Genomic DNA, 23,028 nt, shown 5'->3' on the forward strand with positions numbered 1-23,028 from the left:
ATGACCCCCAAACAGCGCGTCGCCACCGCCCTGCAGCACCGCGAGCCCGATCGCGTCCCGATCATGGAGTTCGCCATTGACTACACCATCGTCGAGGACATCCTCGGCCACCCGACCTTCTGGCGCGGCCACTTCAAGGAGATCCAGGCGTACTGGGACGGGCGGCGCGATGAGATCGTGGAGAGCCAGAAGCGTGATATCGTCCAGTTCGTGCGCGAGACGGGGCAGGACGGCGTGGCGGTCAATATGGTCCCGCCCAAGGGCTTCCAGCCCGAGCGCCTCCAGCAAGTAGATGACGAGACCTGGCGCGACTGGAAGGGCAACCTGTATCGCTACAGCGAGCTGACCCACGACCTGGGGCTGATGAAGGAGAACGCCTTTGAGCCTCAGCCCGCCCCTGACCTGTGGGAGCCGCCGGCCGAGATAGACGAGTCGGAGTGGGAGCTGATTGACTACGTTCTGGCCGAACTGGGTGACACGCACTACATCATGATCCGCCCCGGGCGCCGGGCCGCCCTGGGCTACGTGTCGGCCCTGGGTTGGCAGCCGATGATGATGCGCCTGGCCGAAGACCCCGAGGGCGTGCGCGCCAGCCGCATCAGGGGCGCCGAGGCCACGGACTGGAGCATGTACCTGGAGCGCGGCGCCGACAACGTCGCCATCGGCGAGGACTTCGGCCACAACCACGGGCCCTTCATGTCGCCCGCCACCTTCGAGCATGTCTATGTCCCCGGCATCCGCATCCAGTGCGACAAGCTCCACCAGCGCGGCCTGCCGGTGCTCTGGCACGCCTGCGGCGACAACCGCCTGATCCTGGACCAGATGATTGACGCGGGGATTGATGTCTACCAGGCCATCCAGCCTGAGGAGGACATTGTAGGCCTCCGTCGAACGTGGGGCCACCGGATCGCGCTGTGGGGCGGCATCTCCACGCACACCCTCGTCATGGGCACAGCCGAGGAGATCAGGCGGCAGGTGCGCGAGGCCGTGGCGGGCTGTGGGCCGGGCGGCGGGTACGTGGCCGGAGCCTCGCATTCGGTCTGCGTATCCAGCAAGGCTGAGAACTACCTCGCGGCGATTGACGAGTTGCAGAAGGTGGGACAGTACCCGCTGTAGCGGACGATCCAACTCCGGCTGGCGGAGGTCGCGCATGAATACGAGGAGGCGCCCGGCGCTGCTCATCGCGATGATGGCGGCGCCGCTGCTTTGTGGCATGGTCGTGGCGGGCCCGGCCAACGTCTGGCTCTACGACATGGGGCAGCCCGACTCGCCTGTCTGGCCCGGCTTTACCCGCCTCACCCCCGATAGCGCCTATGCCGCCGACAAGGGCGTGGGGTGGCTCAACCCAGCCGCCGAGCTGCGTGCCTACCGCGCCGAGAACCTCGACGCCCTGGCCGTGGACAGCGTGCGGGGCACGCGCTCGAACAAGCTCAACCTCCGTCTGGACCTCCCCAATGGCGACTACACGGTGTGGGTCCTGACCGGCGAGATGGGCAACATCTGGCAGTTGCGCTACCTGCGCGAGCCCCACGACCTGCTCCTGCAGGGCCAGGTCGTGCAGACCATCGCCCCGCCGGAGGCGGAGCTGTTCCGCCTGGCCAACTACGACTGGCGCGCGGGTGACGATATCTTCGCGCAGTTCATCGCCCCCCGCTTCACGTGGCTGCGCCATGAGGTCACCGTCACCGACGGCAAGCTGCTCGTCGGCTTCAGCCCGGCACTCAGCTTCCCGGTCAACGCCGTGGTCGTGGCGGAGCGCGCGGTGGCCACGCGCGTGGCGGACCAACTCCAGGCTCTCGACGCTGAGCGCCGCGCCGCCTTCAACCAGTTCTGGCGGGAGGTCGAGCCCCCGCCCGACCCCGCCGCTCCCGTGTCCGACACCGAGCGCCAGCGCGGCTATGTCCTGGCCGAGACGTGCTGCTCGGAGGACCTGCACCCCTGGTCGCAGCCCAGGCCGGCCGATAGCCGCACAGAGATGGCCCTGGTCGCCACTGCAGGCGAGCAGGAGCAGGCTTCGTTCGCGGTGTACGCCTCGCGCGATCTGCGCGACGTGACGTTCCAGTTGACCGACCTCAAGAGCGAGACTGGGAAGCTCCTGCCGGCCACGGCCCTGCGCCCTGGCTTGGTGCAGTTCCTGCCCTGGGAGTGCGGGGCCCAGCAATACTCGCTCCAGGAGTGCCTCATCCTCCCCTTGCGGCCCACCTTCATCGGCAGCGGCACCTGCAGGCGCTTCTGGATCAGCCTGACGACCCCGGAAGCCGCCGCGCCGGGCATCTACACCGGCCGCCTCCAGGTGACCGCGGCGAATGCGCCCCCGGCGTCGCTGCAACTGCGTGTGCGGGTCGTGCCGGTGAAGCTGAAGACTCCGCCGGTGGAACGCTTCATGTACTTCGGCACGATGTACTACCTGGCGAAGGCCTACTTGCCGCAGTTCGACCCACAGAAGTACTGGGACGCCATCCGGGCCGAGGTCCGCTTCATGCGCGACAACCAGTACTGCCGGGCCGAGTGTATCATCAACCCCGATGAGATCAAGATGGACGGCGACAAGATCGCTGACATCACCATGGCCGACACGACGAAGCTGATGCAGATCATCCGCGAGGAGAACGCCTGGCCGCGCGACAACACGATGATCTGCCGGGCCGACTTCCTAGTCCTCAAGCTCGGCGGGCGCTACCCGCGCGGGGACCGCGACATCCGCTTCGTGCCCACCCCCCAGGCGCGCCAGGAGTTCATCCGTGGCGTGCGGATGATCAACGAGAAGGCCAAGGCCGCCGGCTGGCCGGAGGTGGCCTTCGAGGCGCTCGGGGAGTACACCAACTTCGGCGAAGCCGGCGCGCAATTCGGCCTCGCGGTGCATGACGCTTTCCGCGAGGCGAAGGTCAGTAACACCCTCCGGGGCAACGGCGCCTCGGACATGGCTCCGATCCTCAAGGGCTTGGTCATGTACCCCGAACCCAACTCCGCCATGATGAAGACCGAGTGGCTGGACTTCATGAAGCAGCACGGCAAGCGCCTGTGGGCCTACAACTTCACCCGCAGCCGTTTCTCAGTGGGCTGGTTCTGCTTCAAGCATGGCATCACGCGCGCCAGCTATGAATCCGGCGTCTATGCCAACGGGCAGCCCGGCAATGTCTTCGAGATCAGCGGCATGTTCCCCATGGGCCTGCCCACGAGCATGACGAGCATCGAGCCCACGGTGTGGCTCAAGCGCCTGGTCCAGGGCGCAGTGGACTACGAGTACCTGTGGAACCTGGATCAGCGCATCAAGGCCGCCCAGGCTTCCGGCAAGCCTGCGGCGGTGAAGGCGGCGGCCCAGGCGCGCGCCTGGCTGGATGGGAAGCTCAGCGAGCTGCCCAACGCCATAGACACCGTGTACTGGGACCCGAAGATGGAGCACGACGTGCAGGGCAAGGAGTGGCCCGTGCGCGACCTGGACAAGTTCCGCTGGCAGATGGCCGACTACATGATGAAGCTCGACCAGGTCCTGGGAGGGAAGCCATGAGACGGCTGCGCGCGCTGCTGCCTGTCGCCCTGCTGTTGGCCCTCCCCTGGCCGTCGTCGGCGGCCGAGGCCTGGACCGTTCCCGAAGCCGACTGGCGCCTGCCGCTGCGGCTCGTCGGCGACCTGTACGCCCGCGGCGACGCCACGGCCACGGTCGTACTCGACTTCAACCGGCTGCTGGAGCCCGGCCGAGTACTGGCCGCCGGGTCGCTCGTCCTGTGCGACGCGGCGAGCGGCGAGCGGCTGCAGGTGACGGTGGCACAGGAGGCCCAGCTCCGCTATGCCTCGGGCAACCCCATCCTGCGGCTGCAGTGGCCTCTCCCCCGCCTCGCCCCCTTCGAAGCGCACCTGTGCCACCTGTACTTCCGCACCGTCGCGCCCGGCGACGCGCAGGCCTGGCAGCCCCTGGCCGCCACGTTCGTCCCCGGGGCCGAGACCGGCGGTCTCGTCACCAGCTTCGAGGAGCCCGACCCGGCCCACGCGGACTGGCCGCTGCACTTCGTCGCCGGCGGGTGGGACCAGCCCGGTGAGAAGAGCGAGCGCGTCTGGTCGGACCAGGCGGCCCGCACCGGGCAGCGCTCGCTGAAGATCGCCCGTGTCTTCGAGAACGGCCCTCCGGCGAACACGAACCGCCCGTTCTGGTGGGCCTGGCCGCCCCCGATCGAGGTGCGCGAGGGCCAGTCGCTGCGCCTGGAAGCCTGGCTCAAGGCCGTCCGCCTCAAGAACCGCGCGGCGGCGTTCCTGTCCCTGCAGTTCACCGATGGCAAGAACCAGCGCCTCAACGAGGGACGTCTGCAGCTACACGGCGCCAGCCTGCCCCACGACTGGACGTATGTCAGCGGCGTAGCGACCGCACCCGCAGGGGCGCGCAAGGCCACGGTGTCCTTCAACCTCACCAGCGACGAGGGCGAGGTCTACTGCGACGACCTGCGGGTCTCGCTCGTGCCCGGCAGCAGCTTGCCGCCGCTGTCGGTGACGCCGGAAGCCATGGAGCCCAGGCCTGCGGCCGCCGTCGAGACCGCCGCCGACAAGGTGCTGCACGTGAGCGCCGCAGCCCGCCCCCCAACCGTGGACGGCGCCCTCGACGATCCCTGCTGGGCCACCGCCGGCCGCAGCAGCGCGTTCGAGGTCCACTCCAGAAACCCCGACACGCCCCCGGTGCAGACGACCGTCCTGGCCTGCGCCGACCGCGAGGCGCTCTACTTTGGGTTCATCTGCCAGGAGCCATCAACGGAGCATCTGCTCGCCGGCGCGACCGAGCGCGACGGCCCCCTCTGGAAGGACGACTCGGTGGAGCTGTTCCTGGACACGAGCCTCGACCGGCACACCTACTACCAGATCATCGTCAACTCGCGCGGCGTGCTCTTCGATCAGGACACCGGCGCGCCCGGCCTGGCAGGCGACAAGTGGAACGGCCCTATCGTGGCCGCCGCGCAGGTCGCCCCCGACCGCTGGACCGCCGAGATCAGGCTGCAGTTCGTCGGCTTGCGCCTGGCGGAGGCCGCGGGCAGCCAGTGGGGCGCGAACTTCGCCCGCTCCAGCTTCCGCGGCAACCGCGCCCTGTACACGTGGGTGAAGGTCGGCGCCAACTTCGGCGAGCCGGCGCGCTTCGGCCGGCTGGTGCTGCCCTTCGACCCCGCCGCTGATGTCATCAGCGGACGGCCCCTGCTGTCCGAGCGGCTCTTCTTCGGCCAGGGCGGGGTGCCGCTGGAGATCACCAGCCGGCGCGACCAGCCGGCGCAGGTCCGCGCGGCCCTCGCCGTAGACGGCGAGAGCCGCCGCCTCGGTGAGACGACAGTGACCGTGCCCCCACGCGGCCAGGTAGTCGCCCGTATCCCGTGTGTCTTCAGCCAGCCGGGCCCCATCACGCTGCGCTACGACCTCACCGAGGAGCCGGGCGGTCGACTGCTGTACACGACCGCTGTGACGCACACCGTGCCACCGCCCCTGGCGCTCACGCCCGATGCCCGCGTCGTCTACGGCGAGGACTCCTGCCTGACGGGACGCTGGGCCGTTGCCCTCGATCCAGCCGCGGCGTCTGCCACGACGCTGGAGATCTCTGCCATGGCAGCAGGCGCCGCGCAGCCCCTGGTGACGCGGACCTGGACCGCCCCGGCGGCGGAGGACGCCTACGCGCTGCCGCTGGCGAAGCTGCCGCCGGGTCGCTACGCGGTGCGGGCCCGCCTGCAGCAGACGGGACAAGTCATCGGGGAGGCGAGCTACCCCTGCGAGATCATCGCCGGGCCGTTTGCAGCGGCGCGGTGAGACGGGCCGAGGAGGAGATTGCGCCCGCGAGGCCGAACGCGCTGGTGTCATGACTGCATCGCACGCCCCCGTCTCCCCGTCCCCCGCGCGGTCGCCGCTGCTGCTGGTGCTGTGCCTCCTGTTCGTCTTCGTCTTTGTGTGCCTCCTCTTCGTCCCCTTCACCAGCGACGACGCCTACATCACGATGCGCTATGCCCGCCACGCCGCCGCCGGGCAGGGCCTGTGCTTCAACCCCGGCGAGCGCGTCGAGGGCTACAGCAACCCCCTGTGGCTGGGGCTGCTGGTGGCGGCAAGGCGGGCGGGACTGGACTTCGTGGTGGCGGCGAAGGTGCTGGGGATCGTGGCCGGGCTGGGGGCGCTGCTGTTCGCGCTGGCGATTGTGGTGCGGCTGACGGAACGCTATGACTGGCTGGCGGCGCTCGGTCTCCTGCCGCTGACGACATGCGCGCCGCTGGCGGTCTACGCCGTCTCCGGCCTGGAGACCGTCTTGTACGCGTGCTTCCTCACGGCCATCGTCTACTGCTGGCTCGTGCCCGGAGGGCGGGCGTGGTGGGCCGTGGTGCTGTGTGCGCTGGCAGCGGCCTTCACACGGCCCGAGGGGATGGTCGTCCTCGCTGCCTTCCTCCTCTGGCGCGGCCTGACGGTGACCGCCCTCCAACCCCGGCGCGATGGGGCGCGCCCCTACTGGCTCTCCGTGCCCTTCGCCCTCGGTGTGATGGCGCTCTTTCTGCTGGTCCGTCACACGGTCTTCGGCGCCTGGCTGCCCAACACGTTCTACGCCAAACCCCCCGGCGCGTTCGGCACCATGTCGCTCCTGTCGCCGCTGGTGTACTTGCGAGACTACCTGCTCGACGGCGGCGTGTGGCTGTGGCTGACTTTGACGGCGGGGGCACTGTGGACCGCGGGCTTTCCAGCCCGCGGCGATGCCCGCGGGCTGGAAAGCCCGCGGTCCGCAGCCGTGGCCGCACTGTTGCTTGTGGCCGTCCAAGCCGCCCTCGTCATCCACGCCCGGGGCGACTGGATGGCCCTGCATCGCTTCCTGCTGCCGCTGACGCCACTGCTGGTGGGCGTGGGCTACGCGGGCCTCGTCCGCCTGTTGCCCCACCGCCCGACCGTCGTGGCTGTGCTCGCGCTGGTGACCGTCCTCAACGTCATCCAGGTGGCGCAGGTGCGCGGGGAGTTCGTCGCCGGGCGCTATCCCTATAGCGTCATGGCCGGCCAACCCCAGGAGCAGGCCGGTCGGTGGCTGCGCCAGCACTTCCCGCCGACGACGGTGCTGGCATGCAAGCGCATCGGGGGCGTGGGGTACTTCTCGGGGATGCCCCTGGTGGACACGCTGGGGCTGGTGGACCGCCGCATCGCCCTGATCCGCCACGGCAGCGCGCGGCGCGGCGACGAGGAGAACGAGGCCATTGCCCGCGAGGTCTTCAGCCGCCGGCCCGACCTGATCCTCCTGGCCGTCGCGGCCCGGTGGGATGACGTCCCGCTCGACCAACCAGCCCCCGATGTCGCCCACAACCTGCGCGACGTGGACGAGGCCCTCTACCGGGGTCTGGAGGCCCACGGCTACGGCTTCATCTACCGCCTGCCGCAGGGCGGCGACGGCGAGTTCGTCATCTACGCCCGGCCCGGCGTCACCCTCCCACCGGCACTGCATCTTCCCGCTTCGGAATCCGCCCCATGATTGCCCTGGCTCTCGCCGTCCTGTGCACCTCGTGCTTCAGCCTCATCGTCCGGCATAGCCAGCGCGCCGGCCAGAGCCAACTGGCCGTGATGGGCTTGAACTATGTGGCCGCCTCGGTGGCGGCCTTCGCGCTGTCCCACTCGGGCCATGTGTCGCCGCCGACGTGGCAGATCGGCGTGATCGGCGGCGTCATCTACGCGACGACCTACCTGATCCTCATTCAGTCCCTGGACCTCAAGGGCGTGGCCATCGCCAACGCCATCACGCGACTGTCGGTGCTCATCCCGGTGCTGGGGTCCATCTTCATCTTCGGCGAGCAGCCCCGGCCCATCGAGTCCGCCGGGGCCCTGCTGGCCATCGGTGCCATGCCGCTGCTGAGCCTCGACCGCGGCGTGGGCGGCGCGCGCCTGACGCACCGGCAAGTCCCGTTGCTCCTGGCGCTCTTTGTGGCCAACGGCTCGTGTCTGCTGACCAACAAGTGGTTTCACGCCACCGGGCTGATTGCCGAGCGGCCGGCGTTCCTGGGCATCCTGTTCGGTACGGCGGCCCTGGTCTCGCTGGTGGCGTGGTTGCTGCGGTGCCGCCGTCTCGGGTGGCGCGAGGTGGCAACCGGCATGCCGCTGGGGGTCATCAACTTCGGCACGAGCTATATGATCATCGCCGCCCTGGACAGCCTGCCGGGGGCGGTCGTCTTCCCGGTGACGGCGGCGCTGGGGCTCGTGTTCACGACGGGCGGGGCGGCCTGGTTGTGGCGCGAAGTCCCCGGCCGCCTCGGACGCGCCGGACTGGCCGTGGCCCTCGCGGCCGTCGTGCTCATCAACCTGTAGTAGGCCTCACCGCTCCCGCCAGAACCACTGGTCGGTCAACGCCTGCCGCGTCACGCCCGGCCCCTCGACCTCCACCTTCAATTCGTTCCTCGAGTTGCGCATGAACTGGATCTCGATCATGTGCAGCCCGGCCTGCAGCGCCGCGCTGCCGCTGTCCTGGCTGCCCCACCACCCGACCGTCGCCAGCACCGGCAGTTGCAGGTCGCGCTCCGGGTTCTGGATGAAGAGCGCGGCCGTCTCCGGGCTATCGAGGAAGAAGTGGTAGACGCCGTCCCGCGGTACCCGGACATAGCCCCGCCACTTCACACCGCAGAACCGCACCGGCTCGGAGAGGCTCATGTCCAGCCCCGCGCACACTCCCGACCGCTCCGGCCTGCGCAGCATCAGGTCGTAGATGCGGATGCTGGACTGGTGGACGAAGAAGTCATACTTCAGCCCCGGCTCGAGCCCCTGCGTCTCCTGGCGGTCTGCGGTGCGCAGCGGCCACGGCCAGGGCCGGACGTCGCGTGTGGCTACCAGGGGCAGCGGCCGCTTGCCCGCGAAGAAGCGCGCCTTCACCGTACCCGGCTGCTTGAGCGCCACCGGCGCCTCGTACAGCGTGGACCCGACATCCGGGTCGCGGCCGTCGGTCGTGTAGCGCACCTGGAGCCCCTCACGCAGGTTCGCGACCGTCACCGGGTCGGCGTCCTCGATCTTCAGGAATGGCCGCGGGGGCACAAGGTCCGGCACGACAGGGGCCTCGATGGGCGTGAAGACCGGTTGGCCGTCCGGCGGCGCGACATACTCGTAGTCCTCGCTCGGCGGCGTGTAGTCTCGGCCATTGACACTCAGCTTCTGCGAGCCGAAGGCGACGCCCCATGTCTCCCGCCCCTGCTCGCACGCCAGGATCGCCCGCGACCCCATGGGAGCCCCTGCAGGTGTGGTGCCCTCCGCCGGCGTGCTGCGATACCACAGCCACTGCCCATCGCGCAGCTTGATCTTCAGGTCGTGTGCGTCGCCGGCCGCGTCCTCGGTCGGCTCGACGACGGGCGACGCCTCGCCCGTGTCCAGCGGCACGATCAGCGTCAGCAGCGTGTCGCTGTCGCTGCTTTGCCAGGCCACGTGCACATCCACCTTCGGCCGCGCATCGCCGATGCCGAAGGCGTACCATCCGAGCCACGGGTCGCGGTTCCCGCAGTACTTGCGGTACTGTATGGACGGCCCGAAGTGCACCAGCTCGACGTTCGGCCCGCCCGGGTCGGTCGTGCGGAAGCGCTTGGCCTGAGGCTGCAGGTCGAACTGGTCCGCCCTGAAGCCCCAGACGCAGCGGTCGGCCCGTGCGTCCTCGGCGTAGGGCAGGAAGTTCCACACCTGTGAGTATTCGTGCGGCTTGTCGCCGGTGTTGACCATGCGGTCCTCGACCAACCACAGCTTCAGCGGCCTGACGAAGATCACCCGCCGGTAGTGCTGGACCGACTTGTCCACGTTGGTGTCGCGGTTGCTCTGGAAATCCCCGTAGCCCAGGTCGTACAGGCCGTCCACGACATCACAGCGCGGCGACGTATGCCAGCGGGAGGCGATCGGGGTGCGGCACGCACGGCTGGCGTGCGGCCCGGCCTTTGACTGCGATCGCCCGTCCACGAGCACCGTGTTGTTCTTGAGGCTCGAGGCCTCGCTGAGGTAGAAGTCCGCGCCCTTGGCCTCCGGGGTGCGGAACACGCCATAGGTCGGGTCGCCCCCGCAGACGAGCAGTTGCCGCCCGTACGCCGTGACCTGGATCGCGTTGTTGTCGCGCATCGAGTGCCCCGACTGCGGCCGCCCATTCATGAAGAACAAGTACAGGCCCTTCAGACCCCACCCGCTGCGCATCGCGGTGAAGCCGCTGTAGGGCAGGGCAATGGACGTGTAGCGCTGCGGCCGCACCTTGCCGTGGTTCAGCTCCCACTGCCTGGCGATGGCCGCCTCGCCCTGCCACACCGGCTGTCCGGGATGGTCGAGCGAGTTCCCTACCTGCGGCAAGCTCCCCAGCGGCGTCTGTAGCGCGTCATCCACGGCGCGTCGCGCCGCTACCCGCGCCTCGATCTGGTCGGCGAAGCGCGGCCGTCTGTCGCCGTAGAACCGCAGGACCTCCTCGAGGCCCTCCTTGTCCTGCCCGTTGTAGTTGAAGGACTGCTCCAGGCTCCCGCCGTCGGGCGCGAAGTTGCTCGTCAGGAAGTTGTCGTAGGCGCGTTCGAGGTACTCGCCGACCTGCGGCGTCGTCTTGAACTCCGGGAAGATGGCGGCGTAGAAGGCGAGGGCCTTCATGCCTTCGGCTCGCTGGTTCGGTACCGCCCCGTCGCGTACGACGAACCAGAGGATCTTGCTCACATGGTCGCGCTCCAGGCTCAATGCGATCTCAGCCAACTCCGGCGCACTGATCCGGTCGAGCTGCTCCCGGGTCAGCGGCGCCGGCGTCGGCCCCAGCACGTTCTTCCATGCCTTGGGCTTGTCCGGGCCGAGGCACTTGCTCAGCCCGGCCAGGACCTTCAGGAAGTTCTTCATCCGCCAGCCGATCTGCAGGGCATTGGTGTTCAGGCGCCAGTCCACCCCGAGCTTCTCCCCGATGAACCTGTCCGACAGCCCCTGGTTGGCGAAGTAGATCTCCCAGAAGCCCCGCGCGTGGTTGCGCGAGAAGTCCGCGAACAACTCCAGCGCCTTCTGCAGGTAGACGTCCTTCCCGGTCTGCCAGTAGCGCCCGGTGAAGGACTTGGCGAACGCGAAGGTGCCGAAATCAGTGCGCTCAGCCTTCACGCTCCGGTCCCACGCGGCGATCTCCGGCGCGCCCCAGTCCTGCACGTCATCCACGCTGACGTACCAGTTCACGAGCTTGCCCTGGCCCGGGGGCCCGGCCAAACCGCGGATGTCCAGCAGGCCGTACATGTTGGTCTTCAGGTACTCGTCGAAGCTCAGCACGCCGGTGACATAGTCTACGGAGTTGGTGCTGCGGGGGTGCAGGGCGTAGTCGTGCCAGCCGAACTCGCCGAAGTCGTGCGCGCGCAGGCGGGCGACGACGCGGTCGCGCCAGAGGGACAGCGCCGCCGTGGCCTGCTCCTTCTGGAGCAGGCCGGCGAGGTCCCGGTTCTCCGGCCGCGTGAGGTCGAGACGAGTGCCGAGGGCCGCCGCGACCTCCGCCGCAGACGGCGTGGGCCGAGACGCGGCCGCGGGCGGGATGGCGTACTGCTTCTCCTCGGCACTGCAGACGGGCACGGCGAGCATCAGCAGCAAACAGCACAGCGCGCGAGCCATGGCGTCCTCCGGGGACAGGCAGTACCGGGAGGATTTGACCCCGGGGGCGACAGGTCCTCCCTCCGGGGCAGCGCAACAGCCGCCGGGGACTCCTCCGGCGGCTGTGCGTAGACATCTCTGCGGGTGCTGCAGAACGGCGGCTAGGGGTAGATCCCCCGCAGCATCTGCACCTTGGCCACACGCCCCACGCCGATGTTGAAGGCCGCGTCGCGCATGTTGATCCGCTTCTCCTGGCTCTCCTCGTACACGGCCCGGAACGCCTTCTCCATGGTGTCCAGGAGGCGCGAGTCCACCTCTTCCGCCGACCAGTAGAGGTACTGCAGCGACTGCACCCATTCGAAGTACGAGACGGTCACGCCGCCGGCGTTGGCCAGGATGTCCGGAATGACGAAAACCCCCTTGTCGTCCAGAATGGGCTGCGCCTCGGGGGTTGTCGGCCCGTTGGCCGCCTCGGCGATGATCCTGGCTCGCACGTTGCCAGCGTTCTGCACGGTGATGACGTTCTCCAGCGCCGCCGGTGCCATTACCTCGCACTCGAGGGCCAGCAACTCCGCATCGCCGATGGCGTCGCAGTTGGCGCTCCCGACCACGGAGCCTGTCTCGCGCTTGTGCTTCCGCACGGCCGCCACGTCCAGGCCGCGATCGCAGTACACCCCGCCCTTGCTGTCGGAGACCGCGATGACCTTGCACCCGGCCTGCTCGGCGAACATGGCGTAGTAGCTCCCCGCGTTGCCAAAGCCCTGGACGACCACACGGGCGCCTTCGGGCGGGATACCCAGGACCTTCATCGCCTCGCGCGTGCAGACATCGCAGCCGCGGGCAGTGGCCGTGTCCCGGCCGAGGGAGCCGCCCAGTTCCACCGGCTTGCCGGTGACCACGCCGCGCACCTGGTAGCCCTTGTTCATGCTGTAGGTGTCCATGATCCAGGCCATGGTCAGGGCGTTGGTGTAGACATCGGGGGCGGGCACGTCGGTATCGGGGCCGATGATCGGGACCAGCTCACTCGTGAAGCGGCGCGTCATCCGCTCCAACTCGTCCAGCGACATTTCCTTGGGGTCACAGACTACGCCGCCCTTGGCGCCGCCAAAGGGGATGTTGACGACCGCGCACTTCCATGTCATCCACATCGCCAGCGCGGTCACTTCGTCCAGCGTCACGTCCGGGTGGTAACGAATGCCGCCCTTGCACGGCCCGCGTTCCATGCTGTGCTGCACGCGATAGCCGGTGAAGACCCGCTCGCTGCCGTCGTCCATCGCCGTGGGGATGGACACCGTCAGGATGCGCTTGGGGTGGCGGAGCTTCTGGTGGATGGCATCGGGGAGACTGATGCGTGCGGCGGTGTCGGCGAGTTGTTGTAGCGCGACCTCGCGAGGGTTGTATGCGGCCATGGACTGCCTCCTTCAGGGGGCTCGATCGGGTGGTGCTACGGCGGTGCTCTGGCTGCGGCTGTCGGACGACCGGTGCTTGGGATCAGTCGCCGGTTCGGCGCCCCCTCGCCAGGATGCCGATTTGCATCTCCTCATTGTGCAACCCCTCGGCCAGCGTCGCCAGCGGCTGCTCGGTCTGCCCGGTCACGGCCAACAGCATCTGCCGCATGGACAGGTACATGAAGTCATCACTCATCTGTTCGGCGTCGTCCAGCTTCAGATACGTGCGGAAGACCCCGGCCGCGTCGTTGCGCCCCTCGTAGTCGGCGATGACGCCGTTGATGCCGAAGCGCCGGGTCAGCGGCCCCTCCAGCACCGTGCCGACCACGATCTCCGCCTCACAGCGCGCCCCGTCGGCGCAGACGTACACGAACTGTGCCCGGTCCTGCCGCTCGCCCAGCACCAGGTCCACCGTGTCGAAGTCCACCTGGCCCGGCCCGCAGAAGGCCGCCAGCACGCTCAGGCAGTGGGGCGACAATTCCCGCCAGATGATCTCATACACATTCCGCTCGCGGCGCGAGTCCATGTGCATGAAGAACGTGCGCGGCCGCTCGCGCGGCAGTCCCAGCGCCTGCAGCAGCGCGTCGTACGCCAGCGGCACGGCCGTATACTGCAGGTTGACCGCCGTGACCCGGTCCGGGCGGGTGGTGGCCGCGACCATCTCCCGCGCCTCGGCCAAGAGCTGCTCGCCCGGCTTGGCGTCATCCCAGGTCAGCGGCTTCTCGCACAGCAGGTGGCAGCGGTGTGAGGCCAGGGCCATCACATGGCCATGGTGCAGGTGCGGGGGCGTGCAGACATGCACGAGATCGGGGGCTTCGGCGGTGAGCATGGCCGCGAGGTCGTGGTAGGGCCGGGGGCTGATCTGCAGTTGGTCCTGCAGCGCCCGCGCGGTCGCGGCGGCGGTCTCGGCCGAGGAGCCGACGATGGCGGCCACTTCCCCGCCCAGCGCCGCCACCCACTTGGCGTGGTGCTTGCCGATGCCGGAGGCGCCGACGATGGCGGCACGCAGGGGCGTGCGCACGACCGGCTCGATGCTGCTCATGTCGCTTCTCCTCGTCCGTCGCGGCGTGCCGGGAACGGTGGTCTGTAGCGGCTCACGGCGCCTTGGGTTCGCGCACCTGGACATCCACGCTGTTGACCCGCCCGTGGCTCGTGACGTCCACCGCGAACAGGCGCTTCTCCAGGGGCTGGATGCCCGACAGGATGGTGCTGTTCTCACCCCGGCTGCTGCCGGACTTCGAGAGCAGCGTGACCTGCACCTCGACCTGCCGGAAGCGGGCTCGCCCCGTGTTCTCGAGCCGCCCGTAGACGTGGACCATGTCGCGCGTCTCGTCAATCACGTAGCGCTGGTTGCTGATGAACAGGTCGGTGATCTTCCCCCTGCCGCCGCGCGCGCATCCGCCGCACAGAAGCAGAAGCGCGGCCGCTGCCAGGAGGGCCGGATGAAGGGGCCTTCTCAGGGGCATAGTAGTGTCACGGTTCGCCGCCCGGGGGCGGATTCCTGCCTGCCAGGCGTCGGAGCGCGACTCTCCAGAGCCGCTGCCGTCGTCGTACCTGCCTGCCAGGCGTCGGAGCGCGGCTCTCCAACGGCAGCGCTAGATCATGTCCACGCGGTCGCGGTGGCGGCGGCGCGGCGGGGTCGGGCACGGCTCCTCGTCCTCGACGCACGGCACATCCGGGCGCCCGATCCAGCCCCGCCGCCGGAAGTACGCGAGCATGACGATGACGCACAGGACCATGACAACCCACACGAAGGGATAGCCGTAGCGCCACGTCAGCTCCGGCATGTTCCAGCGCGATACGTCCGTCCGGAAGTTCATGCCGTATAGCCCAACGAGGAACGTCAGCGGCATGAACAGGGTCGCGATGATGGTCAACACCTTCATGATGGAGTTCATACGGTTGGAGATGGCCGACAGGTACGCATCCATCAGGTCGGCCGCCACCTCGCGGTAGACCTCCACCATGTCCATGAGCTGGATCACATGGTCGTAGCAGTCGCGCAGGAAGTGCCGCACCGGCTGTGACACCGTGTTGTTGTCATCGCGCATGAGCACATTGAGCACATCGCGCAGTGGCCATAGCACCCGGCGCACCTGCCGCAGCTCGCGCTTGGCGCCCTGGATGGTCTGGACCGTGTCCCCGCGGTCGTGCCACAGCGCCTGCTCCTGGACCTCGTCCAGGTACTCGCCCATGTCTTCCAGGATCGGGAAGTAGCTGTCCACGATGGTGTCCAGCAGGGCGTACATGAGGTGGTCCACGCCGTGGTGGCGGATCAGGCCGCGCGCCGTCCGCAGGCGCTGGCGCACCGGCTCGGCGACGGCATCGGGGCCGGTCTGGAAGCTCAGCACGTAGTTCTCGCCCACGAACATCGAGAACTTGCGGAACACGAACTGGTGGTCCAGCGCCTCGATGGTGTGGGCGATGATGAAGTCCTGCTCCTCATACTCCTCGGCCTTGGGGCGTTGTGGCTCGTTCGCCACGTCCTCCACTGCCAGGGGGTGCAGGTGCAGCAGGTCCGCGAAACGACGCAACTGCTCGGGCGCCACTTCCCCTTGCACATGCAGCCACAGCACGCCCGGCTGGCTCAGGGCCGAAATGAACTCCTCCGGCGCTGACAGCTCGCGCTCCTCGAGCTGGTCGGCGTCGTACCGCAGCAACATCATCGTGGTGGGCATGGCCCTCAACCCCTGCTGTGAGTGCTAGAACTCGACCACCTCAGACGGGCAGTCGCCGTGATCGGGGATCGGCATCAACTCGCCGCCCCGCACGGCCGACTCGTGCGCGGTCAGGCCGGGCAACACGTAGCGCGCCGCCGCCCAAGCGTTGCACGGCGGCTGCACACGCTCCACGCACGCCCGCACGAAGTCATCCACCAGGAACTGGTGCGACCCCAGATGGCCGTTGGGCAGGTTCATGAACTGAACCGGCAGCCGGTTCACGTCATGAACCCGCGCCACGCCGGCATGGGTCTGCGCGTCCTTGAGCACCGCCATCTCCCCCTCCACCTTCCGCGGCGCGCCGACCGGCGCCAGCAGCTCCCGCAGGTCCTCCGTGGCGCCCCGCTGCTTGGTGACCCATGACTGCGCCCCGACCTGCTGCTCGTAGCAGCCCTCGGTGCCGTAGATGCTGATCGCCTCGGCCCCCGGGTGCCCCACCCGTCGGAACTCGTTGATGCGCATGATGCTGCCATCGGACATGTGGAACAGCCCGGTCTCGTCCGAGAACGTGTTGCCCCAGATGTTCACGTCCGCGCGGAACAGACCGTCGGGGTGATTGTCCACGAAGCCGAAGCACGAGACGCTGACGGCGTGGGCGTCAATGACCGACACGACCTGCCCGGTCGAATGGGTCGGGTAGTGCATCGGCGGGCTGCCGGCGGTCTCGCGCCACCGTTCACCGCCCCGCCACCGCATCACGTCATACAGCCCGTGGTCGTAGTCGTGGTAGTACTCGCCCTCGGAGTAGACTACCCGCCCGAAGTCGCCGTCGCGAAAGCGGCGGCGGCAGTAGATCGCTGCCGGGTAGTAGTAGCTGGTCTCGCCGATCATGTAGATGCGGCCGGTCTCCCGCGCCGCGCGGACCAACTCGTCAATCTCTTCGACGCTGATGCCCGCCGGTACCGCCGAGTACACGTCCTTGCCCGCGCGCAGCGCCTGCACCGCCTGCGGGCCGTGCAGCCAGTTCTGGCTGAAGATAGCGATGGCGTCCACGTCCGTCTGGCATAGCTCGTCCAGCGAGGCGAAGGTCTGCGGCACTTCCCACTTCTCCGACTTCGCCCGCAGCTTCTCGGCGTTGACGTCCGCGAATACCACCTGCTCCACCAGCGGGTGCGCCCTGAACAGGGGAATGAAGTTGTCGGCGAAGGCGCCGACGCCACAGAAACCGACCTTGAGACCCATGAGATCACCTGCGTGAGTGTATGTTGCTCACCCTTTCCCTGCGGCGGGCCGCTCTCCTGCACCGCCGGGCAGGGATCAGGGCAGTGGCCCGCGAAATGGCGCGCACCCCCGAAGGCAAGAGGCTTCACCCATGCGTCGCTGTTTCGTCATCAGCCCCATCGGCACGCGCGATTCCGAGATCCGCGAACATGCCGACGATGTGTACGACTACATCATCAAGCCCGCCATGGACGAATGCGAGATCGAGGCGGTGCGCTCGGACCACCTGCGGGAGGCCGGCAAGATCACGGAGCAGATGTTCCAGGAGATCTTTGCCGACGACATGTGCATCGCGCTGCTGACCGGCCATAACCCCAACGTCTTCTACGAGCTGGCCGTGGCTCAGGCGGCGGCCAAGCCGGTCCTGATCCTCATTGACCGCAGCGAGGAACTGCCGTTCGACGTGCAGGACTTGCGCTGCATCATCTACGACCTCAAGCCCCGCGCGCTCTTCGACCGCACCTACGTGAGCGAGATCGTCCACTACATCCGCGAGCTGGAGCGCCAGGAGTTCGCGCCGGTGTTCCCGTTCGGCGGCATGATCCCGCTGGGCGGGCCGGGCAGCGGCTTCTGCTTCATGGATCGGTGCCAGGAGTTCGGCACCACCGACAACTGGCGGCAGTTGCTGGCCGACACCCGCGAGCGCTTCGACGTGATGGGCACGACGCTGCACATCTGGCGGCGCGGCAACTACTTCGCCAACCTGCTGGCCGAGAAGGCCGCTGGCGGCTGTCGCGCCCGCCTCATGATTCTCGACCCGGCTCATCCCGCCCTGCCCGCCTTCGCCAGTGCCTCCACGCCGGAGGAGCCCCTGGACAGCCTGGTGCGACGTCTGCAGGAGATGCAGGAGTACTTCGCCGCCGTGGCAGCGCAGGCCGACGGCATCGAGTTCCGGCAGATCAAGCGCGGCCTGCCTCACGGTGAGCTGACCGTCACCGACGAGTCCGCCGTCTACATCCAGTATCTCGCCGGAGAGCCGACCGTCAACAGCCCGCTCTGGCAGGCGCCGGCCAAGACCGCGCTGTACGCCAAGATGCGGCATGAGTTCGACACTCTGTGGGCGCTCAACGCCTGAGGTCCGATCCCATGACCCAGCCCCTCTGGATGGCCGGCGCCGCCCGCGCCGACATCACCCCCGTCGGCCCCGTCCACCTGGCCGGCGCGGTGGGTGTCCACCGCCCGGCCGAGGCCGTCCTGGAGCCGCTCTTCGCCCGTGCCCTCGTGCTGCAAGCCGGTGACCGGCGCGCCTGCCTGATCGTGCTCGATGTCACCATCGTGACGGCGGACTGTTCTGCCCCCCTGCGCCAGGCCGCCGCCGAGATCGTTGGCTGCACGCCGGAGCAAGTCATCGTCTGCGCCACCCAGACGCACTCGGCGCCCTCGCTGGGCCATCTCATGCTCGACCCGGACTTCCCCGCACTGCCGCCCGACTGTGAGTGGCTGCGCGGCGGGGACAGCGCCTACTCCGAGTTCGCGCTGGGCCGGGCCGTCGAGGCCGTGCGGGAAGCCTACGCCGGCCTGGAGCCGGTCGAGCTGGCCGCCGCCAGCGGCATCGAGGGCCGCCTGGCCTTCAACCGCCGGGCCGTCGGGCGCGATGGGCGGGTCTTCATGCCGGGTCGCACGTGGCCCGAGCCGCTCGGCCCCACGAACCTGCGCTACCTCGAGGGCCCGATGGACCCGGAGGTCGGCGTCATCGCCCTGCGCACCCCGGCAGGCCGAATGAAGGCCCTCCTGGCGCACTATACCTGCCACCCGGTGCACGTCTTCCCCAGGCGGATCGTGTCACCCGACTGGCCCGGCGCCCTGTGCGCGGAGCTGGCGCAGGCCTATCCCGGCGCCGTCCCCCTGGTCCTCAACGGCGCGTGTGGCAACATCAACCCCTGGCCGCCGTTCGAGCCCGACTACCCTGACGATCACGTGCTGATGGGACGGCAACTGGCCGACATGGTGGGCAGGGCCATCGGGACGATGGAGTTCGCGCCGCCCACGCGGCTCGATTGCCGCTCGAAACTCGTGCCCCTGCCCTTCCGCCCGCTGTCGGCTGAGGAGGTCGCGAAGTCTGAGGAGATGCTGCGCTGCCGCCTGACGCCCGAATGGCAGGACGAGGCGCACACGCAGGTGACGGGCGACTGGGTCACCACCGCCAGCATCGCCAGCGTGTATCTGCAGAGCCGTCGTGAGGGGAAGCTGGCCTACGAGGTGCAGGCCCTGCGCCTGGGGGACGCAGCGATCGTGGCCCTCCCCGGCGAGCCCTTCGTCGAGGGCCAACTGGCCCTGAAGATCGCCTCGCCGCTCTACCCGACGTACGTGGCCCACTGCGCCACGCAGTACGTCGGCTACATCCCCACCGCCGCCGCCCTCGCCCGCGGCGGCCATGAGGTGAACACGCGCTACTGGGCCAAGCTCCAGCCCGAGGCTCTCGACCAGATCGTCGCCGGGGCGACGGAGCTGCTGCAGGCGATGTAGGCCCCTGGTGCCGTAGGAGCGTCGTGCCGTAGGAGCGCCAGCTTCCAGCTGGCAGCCGTGCGATGACCACGTGCCAGACGTGCCGGCTGGAAGCCGGCGCTCCTACGGCCCTCTCACTTCACCGTCGCCATGAACAGCCACCGCCGCTCCCAGAACCGCTGCAGCTTCACCACCAGCTTGTTCTCGCCCGGCTGCAGCTTCAGCGGCGCAACGAGCTCCTCACGCAGCCCCTTCTCATTGGGCACAGACCCCAGCAGTCTGCCGTTGAGCCACAGCGTGGCCTGGCTCGTGGCGCCAAAGCACAGCTCCCTGCCACCCTTGATGGTCGTCACCGCGTAGACCACATCGCCGACCTCGGCCTCGCGGTTCGTGCCGAGGTCAATGACAGGCAACCCCGCCCACGGGGACGGGTGCTCCTCACAGTTGGCGGTCAGCTTCGTCCAGCCCGCCAGCGGCAGGCTCCCCAGTCGCCCCTCGAGCGGTGTCGTCACGGTGCGCCACCATTCCGGGTTGGCATAACGCGGGCTGACCTGCCAGTCGCGCAGCAAGGTCCAGGCGGGCAGGGGCATGGCTGGCGCCCGCGGGGGCGCGGCTTCCACAACCACCGCCGCCACGCCCCAGCCCGTCGCCCCGCCAAAGGTCAGGTCGAGATGTCCGTCTTGTGCCGTGGTCTCGAAGCTCCGCGCCGCGAGGCTGCTCTTGTCGAGCACCGCGTCCGGCAGCATCACCCGGCCGTGGCACGACACCATCCCCGACACGCGGAAGTTGTAGTTGGTCCACGAGGCGTTCACATTGGCGACGCGCACCCGATAGCCGCCCGGGGGCACGTCAATGCGGAACGTCCGCGCCGTGCCGGAGGACAGGCTCCACTGCAGCGGCTGCGGGACGGGCTCCTTGTACGGCCAGAAGGGCAGACGGTGGGCGCTCGGATCCGGCCCGACGAAGTCCTTCCCATACCGCTGGGCGGAGTCGTAGTACACCTCATCCGGCAGCGGATCGCTGTCATCGGTCGCCGGTAGCCAGCCGCAGCCCGCGTCGGCGGTGTAGGCCATGTCACCCTTCACTGCCTTCCAGCCCGGGAAGTCCGCTGGCGCGCCGAAGGCGAAGGCCGCGACCGGCTTGTCGACGATGGCGGCGTGCTGGAGGGACCCTAGGTAGTCCGTGTCGCTCTGCCCCGCTGTGAACTGCAGCAATTCCTGCGCCTTCTCGGGCGTCTGCACACCGTGCTCGGACCTGGTGACATCGGCCAGGAGAGAGTCGGTCGAGGGTTTCGTGGCCACGGCCATCTTCGCGCGAGCGAGAAGCGCCTCGGTCTGCAGCCGCTCGCTCAAGCGCTGCTCCGCCCCGGCCGGCCCGATGACCAGGATGCCGTAGAGATGCACGCCCGGGATCAGGAATCCCGCCCGGCCGTCCTTGATCTCCAGCGCCATGGGTTGCGGCGGCTTGCCCGGCACCAGCCACGTCGCCTCGGCCGCGTCCACGCCCTTTGGCGCCGCCAGCGTCACCCGCAGTGGCGTCGTATCCGTCACCTTACCGCTCTCGAAGTCCACGCCATAGTTGACGAAGTGCGCGCTCACGAACGCCGGGGCGGGGGCTCCTGCCTGCGGGGCGGGGGCCGTTCCCCCTCCCTTCAGGGAGGGGGTAGGGGGTAGGACGCCGTTCCCCGCCCCATGCACCCACGTCTTCACCCACAGCAGCCGCGGCAGCTCCCCCTGCACGGTCGGGGTTCTGACTGCCTCCCGCAACGCCGCGATGGTCTCCTCCGTCTGCGCCTGCGTCGCCTCGCTCTCCGTCGCCCGCGGCGGCAGGAACGTCTTCCCCGGCCTGATCTCGACGACCCGTCCGGCCTGCTTCCACTGCGCCAGCGGTGGCGTGGCCCGCGGCACATTGTCCTCGTCGCGCGTCCCGCAGTCCCCGGTCACGGCCAGCGTCCCGCCCTGCTTCAGATACGCCGTCAGGACCGCGATCTGCGCCTCGCTCAGGCATTCGCCCGCCGGCAGCACCAGCACCGGGTAGCGCTTCAGCTCCTTGATGCCCCAGTGGTCGCGGTAGATCTCCGGGTGGTTCATGATGACCACATCGTACTGGATGTGTCCCTCCTGCATCGCCCGCGCGATCCCCTCGAAGGCGCACAGCGGCTTGCTGACCGAGTACATGTAGTCGTGGTACATCAGGCTGGGGATCGAGTAGATCAGCCCCACGTCGGACAGCGGCTGCGTGTTCTGCGGCTGGTACAGCGCCCGGTGCGCGTGGCGGAAGCGGTAGTAGTCCGTCATGAGCTTCCGCAGCTCCGGCTCCTTCTCGAAGCTGTCCTGGTACGGGAACAACACCCCGCCTCCCGCGCAGCATTCGGCGATCTCGTGCTCGACGACGTCGGGCGTCGGCTTGTGGAACTTGAGCATGGACATGAAGGGCTTGGTACCGCGCGTCATGGCCCGCCCCATCGCATACCGCAGCGCCCCGTCGGCGTTGTTCCAGTGGTACCTGAACATGTCATAGGCCGAGATGCCCTGGCTCTCAAACCACACGGTGTCCACGAAGTCGCCCAGCGCGACCTGGTACGGGATCGCCCCGATGGCCGACCCGCCCTGATTGCCGTGCACGTCGAACTCCCGCCCCAGCCGCGCCGCCGTCAGCTTGCAGTCGCCGTAGTAGGCGACCCAGTTCGACAGGTGCGACAGGTACAGGAACTTCTGGTACTGGTTCATCACCGGCGGCTCGCACAGCTTCGCAATGACCTCCGCCTGCGGCGGGTCGAAGGTCCACTTCCCGAACGGCGGGAGTTGCTCGATGACGTCCATCTGCGTCGCCTGCACGTGGTCGCGGATGGTCTTGTACTTCGCGCGGAAGTCGGGCAGACGCTTGGTCCGCGCCAGGTAGTCGAAGAACCGGCGGGAGCAGAAGTCGCAGTACCGGCCGTGGCTGCCGGCGCCGATGCGGCTGGTAGGCCCGCCGATGTTGTCCTGGCTGGTGGCATGGCCCAGCGCCGCGGCGCTGATGAGGTCATAGTCAATGACCGCTGACCAGCGCGGGGCGTTGTTGCATACGATGTAGGCGTCCCACCCGACCCTCTCCTTCCACCACGCCTGGCTGTTGTTGTACTCGGGCGACAGCACGCGCTCCCCGTTGAAGTCCTGCGCGAAGCCGTTGTCCCAAAAGAGCTTCTTCGCCCCGTCGAGCACGAAGTGGATCGTCTCCTGGTACTCGTTGTGGCCGTACACTTCGTACCAGATGCCGCGGTGGGACAGCCACTCGTTGCTGGTGAAATCAGAGGAGCGATCCAGGTAGTCCAGCAGCGGCCAGTTCTCAGCGGTCCAACCGCTGAGGCGCTCCGGCCCGCCGCGTCCCCCACCCCACCCGGCGTTGATGACATAGGGCCACCACGACACCGGTTGGGGCTGGAATTCGCGCACCTGCGTCACGTCGGGGAGGACAGGCTGTGCCGGCTCGGCAGCGCGGGGGAGCGGGGCGGCAACAGCAGCCGCCGCAACCAGCACCTGGAGCACCAGACCAACGATCGTGCGTGCCATGGGCAACCCTCCGGTCCGTGGCGCTGACGTTCGTCTGGTCATGCGCCCGGACCTTCCGCTCCTGCTTGCCCGGGGGGGGCAAGGATGCCATATTGACACACCCTTGACGCCTTCGCA

Annotated in this window: 14 protein-coding genes; 7 read left to right on the plus strand and 7 right to left on the minus strand. The window is 68.7% G+C overall.

What is annotated here, in order from left to right; translation table 11 throughout:
* Genes LLH23_07535 through LLH23_07555 form a run of 5 tightly spaced genes read left to right on the plus strand, consistent with a single transcriptional unit; the run spans position 1 to position 8,283 of the window.
* Positions 1–1,116 carry a hypothetical protein gene (locus LLH23_07535; GenBank protein MCE5238330.1) on the plus strand — a complete coding sequence of 372 codons (1,116 nt, stop codon included), beginning with the start codon at positions 1–3 and terminating at the stop codon, positions 1,114–1,116.
* Positions 1,117–1,150: 34 nt separating this feature from the next.
* Positions 1,151–3,508: a hypothetical protein gene (locus LLH23_07540; GenBank protein ID MCE5238331.1), complete on the plus strand. Its 2,358-nt coding sequence runs from the start codon at positions 1,151–1,153 to the stop codon at positions 3,506–3,508.
* On the plus strand, positions 3,505–5,772 hold the full coding sequence (locus LLH23_07545) for a hypothetical protein (GenBank protein ID MCE5238332.1): 2,268 nt from the start codon (positions 3,505–3,507) through the stop codon (positions 5,770–5,772). The genes LLH23_07540 and LLH23_07545 overlap by 4 nt, the downstream gene beginning before the upstream one ends.
* A 49-nt stretch (positions 5,773–5,821) precedes the next feature.
* Positions 5,822–7,456, plus strand: coding sequence for a hypothetical protein (locus LLH23_07550; GenBank protein ID MCE5238333.1), 1,635 nt, complete (start codon positions 5,822–5,824; stop codon positions 7,454–7,456).
* Positions 7,453–8,283: a GRP family sugar transporter gene (locus tag LLH23_07555; GenBank protein ID MCE5238334.1), complete on the plus strand. Its 831-nt coding sequence runs from the start codon at positions 7,453–7,455 to the stop codon at positions 8,281–8,283. The genes LLH23_07550 and LLH23_07555 overlap by 4 nt, the downstream gene beginning before the upstream one ends.
* Positions 8,284–8,289: 6 nt before the next feature.
* Here the strand turns inward: LLH23_07555 and LLH23_07560 are convergent, their stop codons facing one another.
* The 6 genes from LLH23_07560 to LLH23_07585 form a co-directional block, all read right to left on the minus strand.
* Positions 8,290–11,547 (minus strand): heparinase II/III family protein, encoded by a 3,258-nt coding sequence (locus LLH23_07560; protein MCE5238335.1) that lies wholly within the window; start codon positions 11,545–11,547, stop codon positions 8,290–8,292.
* Positions 11,548–11,687: 140 nt separating this feature from the next.
* Positions 11,688–12,935, minus strand: coding sequence for a Glu/Leu/Phe/Val dehydrogenase (locus LLH23_07565; protein ID MCE5238336.1), 1,248 nt, complete (start codon positions 12,933–12,935; stop codon positions 11,688–11,690).
* 82 nt (positions 12,936–13,017) lie between these two features.
* On the minus strand, positions 13,018–14,016 hold the full coding sequence (locus LLH23_07570; protein ID MCE5238337.1) for a Gfo/Idh/MocA family oxidoreductase: 999 nt from the start codon (positions 14,014–14,016) through the stop codon (positions 13,018–13,020).
* 52 nt (positions 14,017–14,068) lie between these two features.
* On the minus strand, positions 14,069–14,440 hold the full coding sequence (locus tag LLH23_07575; GenBank protein MCE5238338.1) for an FxLYD domain-containing protein: 372 nt from the start codon (positions 14,438–14,440) through the stop codon (positions 14,069–14,071).
* Between the two features lie 129 nt (positions 14,441–14,569).
* The gene (corA, locus tag LLH23_07580; GenBank protein MCE5238339.1) at positions 14,570–15,652 is read right to left on the minus strand and encodes a magnesium/cobalt transporter CorA; all 1,083 of its coding nucleotides are present in this window, start codon (positions 15,650–15,652) and stop codon (positions 14,570–14,572) included.
* A 24-nt stretch (positions 15,653–15,676) separates the two neighbouring features.
* Entirely contained in the window at positions 15,677–16,876 is a 1,200-nt protein-coding gene (locus tag LLH23_07585; GenBank protein MCE5238340.1) for a Gfo/Idh/MocA family oxidoreductase, read from the minus strand.
* 130 nt (positions 16,877–17,006) lie between these two features.
* Between LLH23_07585 and LLH23_07590 the strand changes: the two genes are divergently transcribed.
* On the plus strand, positions 17,007–17,990 hold the full coding sequence (locus LLH23_07590) for a hypothetical protein (GenBank protein ID MCE5238341.1): 984 nt from the start codon (positions 17,007–17,009) through the stop codon (positions 17,988–17,990).
* A gap of 11 nt (positions 17,991–18,001) precedes the next feature.
* Positions 18,002–19,381 carry a hypothetical protein gene (locus LLH23_07595; protein ID MCE5238342.1) on the plus strand — a complete coding sequence of 460 codons (1,380 nt, stop codon included), beginning with the start codon at positions 18,002–18,004 and terminating at the stop codon, positions 19,379–19,381.
* Between the two features lie 113 nt (positions 19,382–19,494).
* On the opposite strand, the gene LLH23_07600 is transcribed toward LLH23_07595, so the two are convergent.
* Positions 19,495–22,911 carry a hypothetical protein gene (locus LLH23_07600; GenBank protein ID MCE5238343.1) on the minus strand — a complete coding sequence of 1,139 codons (3,417 nt, stop codon included), beginning with the start codon at positions 22,909–22,911 and terminating at the stop codon, positions 19,495–19,497.
* Positions 22,912–23,028 lie beyond the last annotated feature (117 nt).

Source organism: bacterium (genome assembly GCA_021372615.1).
GTDB lineage: Bacteria > Armatimonadota > Zipacnadia > Zipacnadales > UBA11051 > JAJFUB01.

Bases quoted from the DNA above. Each gene is read 5' to 3' on its own strand.
- LLH23_07535 (MCE5238330.1), top strand. From the start codon at position 1: ATGACCCCCAAACAGCGCGTCGCCACCGCCCTGCAGCACCGCGAGCCC.
- LLH23_07540 (MCE5238331.1), top strand. From the start codon at position 1,151: ATGAATACGAGGAGGCGCCCGGCGCTGCTCATCGCGATGATGGCGGCG.
- LLH23_07545 (MCE5238332.1), top strand. From the start codon at position 3,505: ATGAGACGGCTGCGCGCGCTGCTGCCTGTCGCCCTGCTGTTGGCCCTC.
- LLH23_07550 (MCE5238333.1), top strand. From the start codon at position 5,822: ATGACTGCATCGCACGCCCCCGTCTCCCCGTCCCCCGCGCGGTCGCCG.
- LLH23_07555 (MCE5238334.1), top strand. From the start codon at position 7,453: ATGATTGCCCTGGCTCTCGCCGTCCTGTGCACCTCGTGCTTCAGCCTC.
- LLH23_07560 (MCE5238335.1), bottom strand. From the start codon at position 11,547: ATGGCTCGCGCGCTGTGCTGTTTGCTGCTGATGCTCGCCGTGCCCGTC.
- LLH23_07565 (MCE5238336.1), bottom strand. From the start codon at position 12,935: ATGGCCGCATACAACCCTCGCGAGGTCGCGCTACAACAACTCGCCGAC.
- LLH23_07570 (MCE5238337.1), bottom strand. From the start codon at position 14,016: ATGAGCAGCATCGAGCCGGTCGTGCGCACGCCCCTGCGTGCCGCCATC.
- LLH23_07575 (MCE5238338.1), bottom strand. From the start codon at position 14,440: ATGCCCCTGAGAAGGCCCCTTCATCCGGCCCTCCTGGCAGCGGCCGCG.
- corA (MCE5238339.1), bottom strand. From the start codon at position 15,652: ATGCCCACCACGATGATGTTGCTGCGGTACGACGCCGACCAGCTCGAG.
- LLH23_07585 (MCE5238340.1), bottom strand. From the start codon at position 16,876: ATGGGTCTCAAGGTCGGTTTCTGTGGCGTCGGCGCCTTCGCCGACAAC.
- LLH23_07590 (MCE5238341.1), top strand. From the start codon at position 17,007: ATGCGTCGCTGTTTCGTCATCAGCCCCATCGGCACGCGCGATTCCGAG.
- LLH23_07595 (MCE5238342.1), top strand. From the start codon at position 18,002: ATGACCCAGCCCCTCTGGATGGCCGGCGCCGCCCGCGCCGACATCACC.
- LLH23_07600 (MCE5238343.1), bottom strand. From the start codon at position 22,911: ATGGCACGCACGATCGTTGGTCTGGTGCTCCAGGTGCTGGTTGCGGCG.